Origin of the sequence: Paraglaciecola sp. T6c, from assembly GCF_000014225.1 — a bacterium.
GTDB classification, from domain to species: domain Bacteria; phylum Pseudomonadota; class Gammaproteobacteria; order Enterobacterales; family Alteromonadaceae; genus Paraglaciecola; species Paraglaciecola atlantica_A.
In genome coordinates this window covers 3,277,854-3,293,072 of sequence record NC_008228.1, presented here as the reverse complement: position 1 = coordinate 3,293,072, position 15,219 = coordinate 3,277,854, and the positions used below count along the sequence as shown (strand labels likewise).

General features: G+C 45.4%; 11 protein-coding genes. 2 read left to right on the top strand and 9 right to left on the bottom strand.

Translation table 11 applies throughout. The features are described 5' to 3' along the window. Positions 1–34: 34 nt before the first annotated feature. The 5 genes from PATL_RS13830 to PATL_RS13810 all read right to left on the bottom strand — a co-directional run bounded on the left by PATL_RS13830 (position 35) and on the right by PATL_RS13810 (position 6,308). Positions 35–2,503 carry a TonB-dependent receptor gene (locus tag PATL_RS13830; protein ID WP_011575473.1) on the bottom strand — a complete coding sequence of 823 codons (2,469 nt, stop codon included), beginning with the start codon at positions 2,501–2,503 and terminating at the stop codon, positions 35–37. A 251-nt stretch (positions 2,504–2,754) separates the two neighbouring features. Continuing rightward, the gene (locus PATL_RS13825; RefSeq protein ID WP_011575472.1) at positions 2,755–3,321 is read right to left on the bottom strand and encodes a VOC family protein; all 567 of its coding nucleotides are present in this window, start codon (positions 3,319–3,321) and stop codon (positions 2,755–2,757) included. Positions 3,322–3,458: 137 nt separating this feature from the next. Then, positions 3,459–4,157, bottom strand: a complete 699-nt coding sequence (locus PATL_RS13820; RefSeq protein WP_006992858.1) for a Crp/Fnr family transcriptional regulator — start codon at positions 4,155–4,157, stop codon at positions 3,459–3,461. A 25-nt stretch (positions 4,158–4,182) separates the two neighbouring features. Further along, positions 4,183–5,226: a VOC family protein gene (locus tag PATL_RS13815; RefSeq protein ID WP_011575471.1), complete on the bottom strand. Its 1,044-nt coding sequence runs from the start codon at positions 5,224–5,226 to the stop codon at positions 4,183–4,185. After that, positions 5,226–6,308: a VOC family protein gene (locus PATL_RS13810; RefSeq protein ID WP_232283225.1), complete on the bottom strand. Its 1,083-nt coding sequence runs from the start codon at positions 6,306–6,308 to the stop codon at positions 5,226–5,228. The genes PATL_RS13815 and PATL_RS13810 overlap by 1 nt, the downstream gene beginning before the upstream one ends. Positions 6,309–6,765: 457 nt before the next feature. Between PATL_RS13810 and PATL_RS13805 the strand changes: the two genes are divergently transcribed. Beyond that, the gene (locus PATL_RS13805; protein ID WP_011575469.1) at positions 6,766–7,236 is read left to right on the top strand and encodes a GNAT family N-acetyltransferase; all 471 of its coding nucleotides are present in this window, start codon (positions 6,766–6,768) and stop codon (positions 7,234–7,236) included. Positions 7,237–7,334: 98 nt separating this feature from the next. Here the strand turns inward: PATL_RS13805 and PATL_RS13800 are convergent, their stop codons facing one another. Beyond that, a complete protein-coding gene (locus PATL_RS13800) occupies positions 7,335–8,795 on the bottom strand; it encodes a sulfatase family protein (protein WP_011575468.1) in 1,461 nt (486 codons plus the stop codon). Positions 8,796–8,868: 73 nt separating this feature from the next. Continuing rightward, positions 8,869–11,706 carry a TonB-dependent receptor gene (locus PATL_RS13795; RefSeq protein WP_011575467.1) on the bottom strand — a complete coding sequence of 946 codons (2,838 nt, stop codon included), beginning with the start codon at positions 11,704–11,706 and terminating at the stop codon, positions 8,869–8,871. 526 nt (positions 11,707–12,232) lie between these two features. Here PATL_RS13795 and PATL_RS13790 point away from each other — a divergent pair. After that, entirely contained in the window at positions 12,233–12,919 is a 687-nt protein-coding gene (locus PATL_RS13790) for a GntR family transcriptional regulator (protein WP_011575466.1), read from the top strand. Positions 12,920–13,056: 137 nt separating this feature from the next. Here PATL_RS13790 and PATL_RS13785 read toward each other — a convergent pair whose 3' ends face one another. Both PATL_RS13785 and PATL_RS13780 read right to left on the bottom strand, forming a co-directional pair. Continuing rightward, positions 13,057–13,959 carry a sugar phosphate isomerase/epimerase family protein gene (locus PATL_RS13785; protein WP_011575465.1) on the bottom strand — a complete coding sequence of 301 codons (903 nt, stop codon included), beginning with the start codon at positions 13,957–13,959 and terminating at the stop codon, positions 13,057–13,059. A 48-nt stretch (positions 13,960–14,007) separates the two neighbouring features. Beyond that, positions 14,008–15,015, bottom strand: coding sequence for a LacI family DNA-binding transcriptional regulator (locus PATL_RS13780; RefSeq protein ID WP_011575464.1), 1,008 nt, complete (start codon positions 15,013–15,015; stop codon positions 14,008–14,010). Positions 15,016–15,219 lie beyond the last annotated feature (204 nt).

Below are 15,219 nucleotides of genomic sequence, written 5' to 3'. Positions count from 1 at the left end.
ACGCACCAACTTTCAACCGCACCAAGCCTTGATGTTAGAAGCGATATGTCATGTCTATTCCCATTTGTCGACCTCGTCGAGCGGCACTAAAAAATGCTCGCGGTGAGCCATTATCAGCCCCGTCAGGCGCAGTGTTAAGGGATGAAAAGGTAAAGTAAGGAATGCCTAACCAGCGAGATGTCAGAATGGGAGCATCTTCATCTGTCAGGTTTCTAGCATACAAACTCACCCGCCAGTTTTCGCCGTTTACACCCATTCGGGCGCCCATAATGATAGCGCTGGGCACATAGGCTAAGTTATGCACTTGCACATACTTTTTAGACTCATAGCTGGCATCGATATTAAAGAAGGCTTCGAGTTCGCCGGTGATGGGCGTGATGTATTCTAAAAAGGCACTGGCTTGATGCTTCGAACTGAGAGGGAACGCGTTGCCATCGATAGAGCAACTAGCGGACGTGGTAATACCAAAATCGTCTCTAAAATCGGTACCCGTAGTCGTGCCAGGTGTTAACACTCCGCCGCCGCTGGTTAATGACCACTGAAAGTCGTCACAACCTTTGGTAAATTTGGTGTCCGCTAATGCATAGGTAAACCGCCCTGATAAGTTATCGGTAAACTGGGCGTTAATATCCAGCTCTATACCAAATACTTTACCTTCGCCTTGGTTTGTGGCGACAGAGGTGATATTGCCTGATGGTACATTCAGCGGTGTCGTCAATTGAACGTCGCTTACATCGTTGTAAAACATAGAAACCGTGGCATATATCTTGTTCAAGGCGCTGCTTTTTATACCGAGCTCGTAAGTGGTGATTTCTTCCTGCTCGTAGGTGGGTTTGCCCGTGTCGGCGCCAGCTGAGCCATTAATGCCGCCAGGTTTAACGCCTTGGGCGACGATGCCGTAAAATATGGTGTCGCTGTCATAACGGTAATTGAGGGTGGCTCTGGGGGTAAAGTTGTTCCAATTGCCATCTGCATCAAACGTCATTAGGCCATCTGGGGCAAACTCGGTCACCGTTTTTTCTTCTTCGGCCCAGCGAGCTTCAAGCGTACCGTCAAGCTTATTGTTAAATTGGTAATCAACAGAGGCATAAACGGCCTTGTTGGTGACCGTACTGTTGTCTTGGAAAATACCGACTTTGGTGTCTTCAAAGGTCAGATCAAAACTATCTCGGTCTTGCTCATAGTAAAAAGCACCCGCCATCCACTGGAGTTTTCCTTCAGGTGATTGAAAGGTGAACTCGAGCGTTTTATCTTTGGTTTCTTGGCGTGACGTATTGGCAAAGAAGGCCTCTTGTCCCGGTGCAAAGGTATAATTTACCGATGAATTATCGCCATCAGAGCCCGTACTGACGTCGTCATCACGATAACCCAGTGCTAACGACATGCTATAGCCTGCATCGGTTTCATACTCCATTGCCAAACTCGAAATAATCAGATCTCGACCGACGCCATCAAAGGCGGTTCCATCTGCAGTATCGTAAGGCGTGCCGAAAAACGTTGAGCCAGAAGGTAGAAAGCTACTAACCGGAACACCCGGCACCTCGTTTGGTATACCGTCGGTATCCGCTTTATCGTTAAGGGCAATGGGCTGGTTTTTAATCTCGCCACAGAAGTATTGAAAGTTATTGTCAGAGCCAGAGGCAGCCCAAGAGGCCAAAGAGCGGTAGCCAGGTGCGCAGTTGTTTTCGCTGGTGGGGGTTAGGAAAAACGGCCGTGTTTCATCTCTGTCTTCTTGGCTTTGAAATCGAAAGCGCACACCGAGTTTGTCAGAGGGGGCCGCATCTAAAACAACGCTAACTGAACGCGTGTCTTCGCCACCCACTATGTCATCGGTGACGATATTGCGCCAATTATCATCACCGTCAACTTGGTAATCTCGCAGACTTAAGCTGGCCGCTAACCAATCATTTAACGGGCCGCTGATATACGCAGAAGCTGTGCGCTGTGCATCTTGCGCCAAGTTCAATTTTACGTTGCCGGTAAAGTCACCGTGATCAGGGCCTTTGGTGATGAAATTGATTGCCCCTGAATAAGAATTTCGCCCGTACAAAGCACTTTGCGGGCCTTTCACCACTTCTACTCGGGCAACGTCTGACATATCTAAGCTCTGCACATCACCAGAATAGTAGTTGCCGTCAATAAAGTAAGCTGCGCCTGACTCAACCCCGAACTGTATACCAGCGAGTACGTTGCCCATACCGCGAATAACCGGGCGTTCCGTGGCACGACCAAAGGCTTTAGAGAAGCTCAACCCAGATGAAAAGCGTGCAATATCATCGATGCTTTGAAAGCCTTGTTGCTCGATCATAGTGTCAGAAAAAGCAGAAACGGCCACAGGAATACGGTTTAATGACTCGACTTTTTTACGTGAGGTGACTTCAATGATTTCCAGTGCATCGTCGTTTACGGGCACAGCCGGTGCTTCTTGAGCTAGGGTAATCAATGGTTGCGTCATCAAAATCGATGCAATCGCCAGCGGGAGCTTTTTTATTATTAGTGTCATTGGCATTCCTGTTGAGTGTGGGTATGTGCGAACAAATTATTGTTTGATCGGTATCGGTATCGGCAATCTAGCACTGCTAACTCAGGGGCGGTTTGATAAAAATCAACAATCTCAATCTGCTTAAATAACTGGTTGTGCAGTAAAAGAGTCATGCGTTTTATATTGATGAATGAAATAAAAAAACAGCCAATAACAAGGGGTTATTAGCTGCTTTGTAAGATTTTATTATTCTTTTTTTATAGCGGACTAACTTAATCGCTGGCTTTAGCTGGGGCGTCGAGCAATTGATTTACTTCTATCCAATAACCATCTGGATCGCGGATCATAGACACCATAACGGCGATTTTGCCACCGTCTGCTCTAGGATATTCAACATGATGAGGCGCCTCAATAACGGCTACCTTGGGGGATTGCTCAACGCTTTTCCATCGAGTGTCTAGGTCAGATACGTTCATCACCATAATAGGGTCACCGGGGACCGGCTCATCAAACTTCTCTTGGCGCTGGGGCTTTTCAGGGTATATGTATTGCAGTAAACCTAGTGCACCAATGAAGGTGTCGTTCGCTTGCATCAGCACCAAACGGCGCTTACGGGTTTCGCCGTTTTCCATGGGGCTATTAATCATCTGATCGTAAATCACATTTAAACCAAGCGCATCGCGATATAATTGCAACGACGTGTCGATGTCATTAACGAGAAAGGTTGTGCGGCGAATATCGACTGAAATACGGTCTTCGTCGCTTACAGGGGCCGCAATACTTTGAATACAGGGCAGGGCACACAGTACGACTGCAAATAAAGAGGATCTGATTTTCATGTTTGGTTTTCCATTTTTATCGTTACCGACGTTGTTGATGCTTGCTTCGCTTAAAAACAAATAACAATATCTACGCCATCTAAAAATGGCGCATTGATAATGATCAACTGTGCTGCTTTGTACTGCTGATGGACAAATTAGTCAGCGTAGGAAATCAGCTTTTCGCTGTCGGTAACGGTGATTTGGTAGTTGCTTTCGATAGAGATTAACCCGTCTTTTTTCAATTTACTGAACCCGCGGCTAGCGGTCTCTAAACTCATGCCTAGGTAATCAGCAATATCTTGTCGGCTCATGGGCAATAAAAAGCGATGTGTACCACGGCCCAGCCTATGTTCCATATCTAATAGAAAGTGAGCTAAGCGCTGGTGAGCGGATTTTTGCCCCATGATAAACAGTTGATCCAAAATCAGTGACAAGATATGCCCAGTAACGTCGTGATAACGTTTGGCTACCGCAGGGTATTTATCGAAAATATCTTGCATTAACTTACGGCTAATGCGGATGACCACGCAGTTGGTTAGTGCTTTTGCGCTAAAGCTATAACTGACATTTTCAGATAATCCAGCGAGATTACCTGTGAACAGAAAGGCAAATACTTGGCGCGAACCTGATGCGGTAGAGCGTTCAAGCATTAATGAGCCAGACTCAGGAATGTATACGTATTCTGGTGCGTCTTTTTCTCGAAACACGTATTCACCTTGCGCGAAAGACACTTCTTCTGCATCTTCGGCTAGCTCATCAATGAAGGCATTGGCCCCTTCAACTTCTTTAAAATGGCTTCCGAAACATGAGGTAAGGGAAGTTTTAATGACTACTTTATTGATATCGAGTGACATGAATTCAGCCTATTTTATTATTATATTAACGCGCTTGATAAAACTCGATCCATGTTTGGTCTGGCGTTCTAATTGCCAGCATATCCACTGTTCCATATGGAGGTAAATTCAGCGTCGCCTGAGATACAATTTGCACTTCATTTTCGAGCAAATACCCTTTGAGTGCAGGTAAATTGTCTACTGGAAAACGCAGGGTGACAATGCCTAAATTTGGTGGCGCGGCTTTGGCGCTAACATTTTTACCCATAGCACCGTGAAACTGCAGCAATTCAACTGACCCTTCGTTTCGTTTTTGTGGATGCAAGATGTACACTGAACGGGGAATTTCTGTGGTTAGGTTATAGGGTAGTCCCAGCACATTTGGGCCCGCATCTTTACTGGCCCCTTTGTGCTCTAAATACACTTGAAAGCCAAGTACATCGCGGTAAAACGCTAAAGACTTGTCTATGTTATCGACGACTTGGGTGGAATTAAACACTCGGCTCATGTGCTTTACGTTTGGCCAGCCTTCTAGCGTGGGCTTGATGCGTTCGATCATCGCAAAACTGATGCCGTCAAAACCAGTTGCTATCCACTCAGTGACTTCATAAGGACCAAAGGTAAACGAGACGGGGTCGCTTGTGCCGCGCCAGCCAGCATCTTGCAACTGTTGACGTTTAGTTGCCATATCAGCCACTCGCACGTTAACGTCAAATATGCCACCAACATCCCACGACTGGGTGTTTGCCCGAATAATCTCTTGCGCTACGTTGTCGATTTGAATTAAACGCACGTAACCACGTTGCTCACCTTTGTTGGCCAGCAGTACTTGCTTTAGGCGTGCCTTCTCAGGCAGTTGCCATAACTGCTTTAGCTCTGGCGCGACGTATTCTGTAGAGCGTACTTCCCAACCTGCATATTGTTGGTAAAACAGGCTGCTTCTTTCGACGTCTGAGACGATAAAAACGGTTTCGGTAAACCCGTTAAGTGTGAAGTCTTTTGCGTGAGTAAAAGGCACGATCAACAAGGACACCAGAAAGGAGCACAGCAAAGAACCCAGTAATATAGATGTCAGTTTGAAGGCGCGCATTAGGGTTGCACCTCAAACACTTCAATTAAAAAGCCGTTGGGGGCACGTAACGTGGCAACCATGGATTCGCCCACAAGCGGATCGTTAACCCGTTTAGGCTGACTGACTATCATTGCGCCGTGTGCGTTGGCATTATCCATGACCTGTTGTATCGAGCGTACAGGGAAGCTCCACATGCCTAAGCCAATATTCGGTAAGCTAGGTGCATTTTTGGGTTTGATCGGTTCAACGTTGTGAAAATCCACAAACAGCATGTGGCCAGTCGTCGCGCCTTTACTGTATACAATGGCGAATCTGAACTCGGTGCCATTGGGCAGATTCATTGCCCCTTTGTCACCAGCGGATTTGAATACCCTGTCTGAGCGAATTTCAAGGCCAAGTACGTCCGTATAAAAGGTAAGCTGTGATGCTGAATCTGTGATCACTTGTGCCGAATAGGCAGGCCCACCTTTGCCGTTTGCGTCTGTTGGGCCCAATTGCGCCATACCATTGCCACGGGTGATAGCGACTCCATGATTAAAATCTGGGGCATTAAAAATGGTTTCGTCTATTTGGTAGGTACTACCATCCGCGCGTGGGATAGGGTAGCTTTCAAGGGTATTGAGTGCCCCAAAACCTATGGTACGAATGTGTCTATCCAGCGCAATGGTATCCGTATTGGGAAAGCCCAAAGAGAAAGGCCCTAGCTCTCTCGAGTTCCAACTATCATGGATGGTCGGCATGGGCTTACTCAGCACAAGTAGACGAATTTGTATGGCGCTGTTTACCCCTTTTCGATATAAGCGATAAGTCTGCCAACTTAGATCGTCTGGCATTTGCCATAGTGCACGGTGTGTTTTTTCCAGAGCAGGACTTATTTTTAAAGGCCCTTCAACCTGCATGCCCATACCATCACGGTAAAACAATAGGCTTTTTTCCAACGATACCGTGGCAATCGTCACGGTATGTAGTGGCATTGCAAGGGCGTCTTGCACACTACTTTTGGGCGCTAATGCATCGTTTGAATCTGCATAGGCATGTTTGGCAAGAGTGAAGCTCGCTAACAGTGCGCCTATGATTAAAATCAAAAATTGTTTATTCAATTTCAAACTCATTAAAATTTGTCCGTACAAATATTCGTGTTGATAAATCATATACAAGTACCGAATAAAAGGTAACTGCACATTTGTATTCCTGATTTGTTGGTGCTTGGCAACGATCGCATTGCCAAAATTGAGCATTATTTAGGGCGGGGTCAGTATGGATTAGACGGTGCTAAACCTTGCCACATATAGGTTTTGATTAAGGTTATAAGCAAGCGATGGGTAGTGGAAACAAGCGTAAAAGAAATGCGTAAAACGCGCTAAAATTTGGGCAAAGCGTGTCTTAGATCAATTGACAAAGATCAATTAGCCCGATAAAAAGTACACGTGTTTGCGACTTAGAAGCCGTGTGAATTGCAAAAGTATGGCGTTTGAAAGCTAGGTAATAGCATATTGTGCGCTCAAATTACGCGCTTAAATAGCGTGATTAAAAAAATGCTTAAAGGAGCGCAAGGAGATGAAGATAGCCGTGGACACATTAACCTGTGATGGGGTGCGAGGTTTGCTAGAAGAGCATTTAGCAGATATGTACGCCACATCGCCACCCGAAAGCGTGCATGCATTAGATATGCAGGCGCTTAAACATGAATCGATCACGTTTTGGTCAGCTCGCGAGAACGACAAGGTGTTAGGTTGCATCGCATTAAAGTCGTTGTCGGACACCCATGGCGAAATTAAATCCATGCGCAGCGCTCATGATGCCCGTAAACGTGGCGTTGGAGCGGCGTTGCTACAGCATTTGATTCACCATGCCAAGCAAAGTGGATTATGCCGCCTAAGCTTAGAAACCGGCACCATGAGTTACTTCGAACCCGCTAAAAACCTGTATCGTAGGTTCGGCTTTGTTGATTGTGGGCCGTTTTCTAGTTACCCGCTTGACCCGAATAGTTGCTTTATGACCTTGTTGTTAGATGACTTGCCGATTTAGCAATTAAATTCATGTTCAGTTGTGCACATGAACGAATAAAAAAAGGTGACGATTAACCGCTTCGCCACCTTTACCGGGAACTTGAGCCACTTTTATGTTCAGTAGCGACCAGACGCTTGGTACATTTGCATTTTCGAGGGGCGAGGACGTTTGCGATGAGGCGCATATGCGCCTCTCACACGATCGAAATCATCTGGCGTACGAAAACTCGGGATAAAGTCGTTACTTGATGTTATCCATTTATCTAAAATTGCACTGTGATGCGCAAGCACACTAAAGTAGTTTTCGTCAGTGGCAAGGTTTGTCAGCTCGAACGGGTCGTTGATCAAATCATATAATTCTTCTTTGGGTCTTGGGGCCAGAAACGGTCTAGCTTGGTTTGGCGTTAATGCACCTTGCTCGAATAATCGGGTAAGCTCCCACCATGTTTTGTGGTAAACCGTGTCCGCACTCGGTGTGGCAGGTAAATCGTAGTAGTTGTTGCGAATGTACCGATACTGCTCGGTGCGTACGGAACGGCCATGATCTTCGAAGTCGTGCCAGTTACGCTCTGAAATCGCATACTCTCGAAATGGCTTTTCAGGGGATTCGAATAATTCAGTCAGACTTTTACCTTCAAAGGTATTTGGGATATTTGTGTTGGCTAAATCTGCAAACGTAGGGGCTAAATCTATGCTACTGATAATACTTTGGCTAACGCTGCCTTTAGGGATCCCATTTGGCCAATAGGCAATAAATGGGGTTTTAACGCCTGAGTCGTATAGCGTGGTTTTGTCTCTGGCAAAGGGCCGGCCATTATCCGCCACAAATACGATCAAGGTATTCTCTGCTACGCCTTGTTGTTCAAGAGTATTGACGACCTTGCCAACGTGTTCGTCTAAGCGGGAAATCTCGTCGTAATAGGCGGCGAAATCATTCATGTAAAGTTCGGTCGCTGGGTAATAAGGCGGTAAGCGCACATCGTCTTGAGTATGTTTATGGGGGTATTCACCTTGATAAAACGGACGATGTGAATCCCATGAGGCGAACCATAAGAAAAACGGTTTGTCTTTTGGGCGTTTCTCTAACAGCGGCACCCACTGTGCGCTACCTGAGGGCTCATCAATGCCATATCTAGACTCTACCACTTCATCAAATCGTTGCTTGGTGTCTTCGCCTAGGTGCCACTTTCCAGCGGCTGCTGTCCAATAGCCAGCGTCACGTAACGTTTGTGAAACAGTGACTTGTTCTTTCGGCAAAGGCCAGTGAAGCTGCTCTGCATTGGTGTTGTGAGGGTAGCGGCCAGTGATCATACTTGCGCGGCTAGGGCTGCACGAACTTGCCGTCAAGAATGCGTTATCAAAGCGCATACCGCCCTTGGCGAGCTTATCTAGGTTGGGGGTTTTTACCCCAGTGTGACCGTAGGCCCCAAGATCGTCCCAATTTAAATCATCTGCAATGATCAATATTATGTTGGGGCGTTGTTTTGCAACCACATGAGGAGCAAGCAACAGCGCACTCAATGTAAAAATGGTTTGCGCCACCATTTTAAAGTGCCTATAGAGTGTAAATTTAAACATATCAAATTCCCTGTACCACGTGTAATCAATGTAAGAGGGCGATGATTAGCCCTCTGTTTATATAATACCAGCGCTAAAATTTAGCACTGACACCTATGTTGTACCTTGCACCAAACTGCTCTGCACTGATGAGTTGATCGGCAAAGCGGCCATGTCTGCGGGTAGTTTCTTCAGTGATATTTAATCCCTCGACGAACACCGACAGATTTTCATTAATGTCATAGCTGACATTAATATCCCACTGGCCATACGCTTCAACGAAGTTTGGCTCCCCTTGACGCTGAGGTTGGTAGAGCGCCAATAAGAAATCATCCCGCCAGTTGTAAGCAATACGTGCCTGAAAGCCGTCTTTTTCATAGAATGCGATAAGGTTTGCTGAATCGCTCAATCCGGTTAACGCAAAGGTGCTGTTAACGTCATACACATCGTATTCAACGTTTCCATCGACAAAGGTCATGTTGGCCACTGTACCAAATCCGCTTTCACCAAAAATGTGTTGTAGATTGAGCTCCCAACCATCTACTTCGGCATCATTTAAATTATCGGGCGATGAGATTAAAAAGGTAATTTCTGGATCGTCAGGGGTAGAGAAACACGCGGGGTTGCCGCCGACTACTTCATCTGGGCAACCTGGGCGAGGAATGATACTCGGATCGGTAAGAGGGTTGCCGTTCACATCAGGCATCGTGCCTTCTCGAGTAGTAATACCGATAAAGTTTTCAACGTACTTTTTGAAGAAACCTACTGATGCGTAGCTACCATTGCCATAATACCACTCTAGCGATAAATCGATGTTCTTTGATTCAAGAGGCAGTAATCCAGGATTGCCAATTGAGGCGCTGTAAGGACCGTCAGGTCTTGCATCTATGGTTGTTGAGGGAAACAATGATGATAAATCAGGGCGGCTCAAGGTGGTGCTATATGATACGCGACCGACTAAGTCGTCAGTAAACTCGATGTTGAAATCCATATTTGGCAATAATCGTGTATAGCTGCCTTCAAGACGAATATTGGTCGGCTCGTCGGTAAACACTTCGCCAAAACGCCCTGCTGTATTAACGTAGTTTAAAGATTTAATGCCCCGTTGAAGAGATGTTGATGTGACATCTGTGTCTTCCCAGCGTAGGCCTGCATTGAACTTAATCGGCATCTGATTGAATTCTGTTTCAAAATCAAAGGATAAATAAACGGCGAAGGTTTCTTCATTTACACCGTTGTATACAGGGTCTTCTTGAAAGTAAAAACCTTGATCTTTCACCAGTTGCAAAGCGTCTTGAGCGCTGTAACTCGATAGCAAAGGAAAGAAGTTGCTGTTGCCACCTATGTCTTTGCCAAAGCCATTGCTGCTATTGAACTGTAAATCCAAAGTAGAAATATCAAGCGGCACGAAGGCGATGGTTCGCTTGGCATAGGTGTCTATTGTGTAATCGGTATTGGCCACTCCGAAATTGATTTTGTTTAACGCGCCGCTATAGGCATTGAGCCATTGTCCATGTAACTGTGCTTGCTTGATGTTGTTTTCAATTTCGTATCCGCGGGTTTGAAACAAATCAAATTGAATGTTCTGGCTGGCGTAAGGGTCTTGACCGGGTAAATCGGCTGCATCGAAGAATATATCTGGTCGACCATTTGGGTGAGTCGTAATGCTCACATCTACGCCGCCACGGTCGGCAATACCATCGCCATTGGTATCGTTCACACGTGGGTTTTTCAGGTTCATGATGGTTTCTGAGTTGCGCCCATCTGGCTGCGAATGTGACGTTGAGTCATGGTAATCGAAATTAAAACTTAGGTTTTCCGTGGCTTGATACTCAAGGTTCAAGCCGATTGAATCATTTTCAGTATTAAAGTAGTTGTGATACGACCAAAAATTCAACTCATCGTCATTTCTAAACGGATTAGTGACTGTGCCGTTAGCATCTGCGTCACCTCCTGTATCACCGTCAAACCAAAAGCTGGTGCGATTAATGTTCGAGGTTTCTTCAAATCGTGAAAGGGTGTAGTCCAATGTTGCAACTAAGGTGTCGCTTGGTGCCATTTGCAGCACCAATTGCGCATTTTGTCGCTCTCTGTGGTTATCGTGGGTATCCACACTGATGGACAATGGTGCCCAGTGTGTGCGGCTTGGATTTAGATTTGTATCTATGCCACTTTTATCAACGTTAGAACCTCGTTCAGGCACCCAGCCAGGTGTGCCGACACGTTCCTTACGACTGTCACGCTCAGCGTGTGATAGAGACAACAGCACACCGACTTTACCGTCTGCAAATTGCTGGCTCACCATACCTGACACCTCGGGTGTAACGCTATCGCCCACTTCGACACTGGTATCCACTACGCCTTTGACCGTTGCCACGGCTTTGAAGCCATCATAATCAAAAGGTTTCGCGGTTTTTATATTAATAGTAGAGCCGATGCCACCAGAGGAAATGTTCGCCTTACCAGTTTTGTATACCTCTACACCTGACACACTCTCTGCGGCAATTTCACGAAAATTAAAGCTGCGATCAATTCCGTCTTCTAACAAAGTGGATGATGTGGGCATTTGACGATTGTTGAGGGTGACTAAATTAAAGCTAGGTCCAAAGCCGCGCACCGTGACTTGATTCCCCTCGTTGTTGGAGCGGTCAATTGACACACCGGTAATACGTTGCAGCGATTCAGCCAAATTGGTATCAGGGAATTTACCTATATCTTGTGCAGTAATCGCATCAACGACCCCATCTGAATCACGTTTTATATTTGCTGCGCTAACCAATGCACCTCTGACGCCTTTCACATTGATAACTTCTACTTCTTGGTCGTCCGCTTGTTGAGCGTAAACAGGTGAAGTGGTGTGCAAACTTATTAGTGCAAACGCCACGGCACTGGCAAGTTTGGTATGGGTAAAACTATGTGTAAAGTGTTTCATGCGTTTCTACCTTATTGTCCGTATTGTATCTGAGTACCATTTTGGTATTTCATGAGTCAGCTTGATTTCGCTTGTCTCGCTTACTCTTTGGAATCGAAGTTCAGTTGTCTTTGTCGATTTATGTACTAATTTTTGGGAGAAATACCACTCATTGCAACAATTAATTGTTAACAATTGTGGTGGATAATTGCACATTGTTTTAACAAGCTCAATACAATTTGTTGAATTTTTATGTGCTAAATAAAAAGAATTATGTGTAATTTTTTTTTGTGGGGGGGGCTATTTAACGTGATTAAGTTTCTTTAAATCTTTGCTAAATGGTGAATTATTGACTGGAGTGGGTATTAAGCATTTATAAAAAATTGAGATGTTAAACGTTTAGGTAGCGCGCTAAGATAAGAGTATATTAAGCGTTAATAATATCCCGCGACCCGAAAATAACGCGTTATGTGCAAGAGCACAGAAGACAGCGGCGAGTGCCAGAAAGAGATAAGCCCCGTTACCACATCAGACACAATAGAGCCAAATGAACAAAAATAGTTTGTCACCAAAACACGTGTTAACTTCCCCCTTGCTCACAGATCAGGCCGGTGTTTACGCCAACATTTTAAGCGACATTATCAATGCGGTTTTCGTCAGTGGTGAGCGTTTAGTGACGACGCAATTGGCCCAACGTTATAGCACCAGTATCAACCCAGTTAGAGAGGCATTAAAGCAATTGCAAGGAGAGGGGTTTGTTAACGTTGCGCCAAACTCAGGTGCCAGTGTCTCAACTTTCACCGCAAGTGATACACGCGATGTATTTGAGGTGCTGCAACTGCTCGACCCCTACCTAATGGAGTGGTTTGTTGAAGAGCATATTGATGAGCAGCGTCATGAACTTGAAAATGTTTTATTTGAAATGGAAAAGCTTACGTCGCTTGCTGAGCCACCTCATGGTGTGTTTCGACATTTAGACACGCAGTTTCATTGGCTTATGTATAAAGACCATTACAATAAGAATGCAGTGGAAATCTGGCGACGTAATAGGCTCATTTTACATGTTGCCCATGGAAGCCTGACATTGAGCTCTCGGCGTATTGAACAAAGTATTGCTGAGCATAAAGCATTGCTTCAGGCTCTCGAAGAAAGAGAGGTAGCAAAAACCTTAAAAACGTTGAAAGCGCATATCGCCAGCAGTGGCCGATATTGGTCTCGATACCAAGTACGTTAACTTTTTTCAATCAATAAAAAAGTCACTCAGCGTGCGGGCTGTGCGACTTTTTAATTAAACTGAGGAGGTTCACAACTAAAGGTAAAATATTTATCAGTAAAAACTTAACCTTTATAGTGTAGACCAATGCTTGTCGTCTAGGCCAATAGCGTAGACATGGCTTTGTACCCTTGCTGGATAGTTTTCAATTTGTCGTCTGTTTTATCGCGTTCAACAAATCTGTGTTGAACACCAGAAAGCGCAGATTGGGCGAAGATAGGCGCAAAGTCTATTGTTCCTGTGCCCACATCGGCAAAGTTTCCTGCTTCATCCATATCTTTTACATGCCATAGTTTAAAGCGCCCTGGGTGTTGCTTAAAGTAAGCGAGGGGATCTTGTTTGGCTTTAAACATCCAAAATAAATCCATTTCCATAGCCATTAAATTTTTATCCGTTTCGTTAAGCAGTACATCGTACGGTAACTGACCGTCACGCATTTCAAACTCGAAAGCGTGATTATGATAAGCCAGTTGTAAGCCCGTTTTGTTGCATGCCTCGCCGATCACGTTGCAACGCTCAGCGAGCTTTTTGTACACGTCTATGCCCGTGCCTCTTTGTTCTTCGGTCAAATACGGAATTACAATGTATTGATGACCCACTTCTAGGGCATGATCAATCACTTTATCGATGCCACCATCAAATGCAGTGAGCCCAATATGAGCAGAAGGAGCGCTTAAACCTTCATTGTTTAGGATTGTCTTGATTTCACTGGGTTTGTGATTGAAATAACCAGCAAACTCTAGTTCTTTGTAACCTACAGCAGCGACTAACTTTAGTGTGGCGGGCACGCTAACTGCCATCATATCTCGCAGGGTGTACAGTTGTAGCCCAACTGCCGCTGGGGTCGTTAGCATATTGGCGGCAAATGCAATAGAACCAGGCATGGCTGCTAGGCCCAGAGCCGCTGCACTGAGTTTAACGAAACGTCTGCGACTGTCTTGATGGGCTAAATCAAAGCGAGATGTTTGTTCACAGACTGAGCTGTGGGCGAAATCTTTCATGGTTTTTTCTCCGAGTGGGTGCGTGTGTTATGCGTCTCAGCGAGTCGACTAAAGCGTCGGCGCTGGGCCCGTACTAGCGCGCACAATTAATTCAAATGGCATGATGACTTTTGGCGCTTTGGTGATCTTGCCTTCGAGTAAATCAATCAATAATGACACCGCACTTTGGCCAAACTCTTCTGCTGGCTGAGCGATAGTGGTCAGCGGGGGATCGCAAAATGCAGAAAATGAAATATCATCAAACCCCGCAATGGAAATATCTTGGGGAATTCGCAGTCCCGCTTGTTTAAAACACTGCATTGCCCCAATGGCGGTTTCGTCATTTTCACAAAATACCGCACTTGGGCGGTGCTCACTGGCAATGATTTTAGTGGCTGCGTCATGTCCGGATTGCAAGGTAAAGTCACCTGGATAGAGCAGGGAATCATCAAATTTCAAACCTGCCTCGGTTAGCGCATCGCCATAACCTGCCAAGCGCTCGCGCGTCAGTGGGCTTGATTGAGGGCCTTTGATGAGTGCGATACGTTTATGACCTTGCTCAATTAAATGCATCGTCATGGCTTTAGCCGCTGCGCGGTTATCTAACGTAACAACAGGGCAGTTAATGTCGTGCATGACCTCGCACGCGTTGACCATGGGCAGTAATTCGTTGGGCTTGTTGATCGATGCATCAAAGGGATTATGCGCTCTTAATTGAATGAGCCCATCAGCCTGAGAGGTTTGCACCATTTTTGCGTAGTTTGCCTCTATGGTTTCATCGCCCAGTGTGTTAGCAAGTAAAATGGTATAACCACGCTGGGCGGCCGCTATCTGCATTCCACTTATCACGCGAGCAAAAAAGACGTTTGCTACCGTAGGTACCAGTGCTACCAAACTATGTGTTTTACCTGAGCGGAACTTGACCGCCATCAGATTCGGTTTGTAACCCACTTCGTTTACGGCAAGCATAACTTTATTACGCGTTTTTGGTGACACGCGCTCCGGCTGCTGCAATGCCCTAGAGACTGTTGCCACCGACACACCTGCTAAATTAGCCACTTGCCTAATATTACTCATAGAAACCTGTCGTTGTATTTTTCACAGTGACGTTATTTCATACATAAAGTCAAAATGTAACCGTTAGCATTTAATGTAAAAATAATACCGCAGGAAAATTAAAAATCTAGCTATATTATTCAATAGGAGCGATTTTGAGTACGTTTTTGCAACGAAAAATTTACTTAAAGCGATAAATTATCATACTAATGGCTAATTACAGTT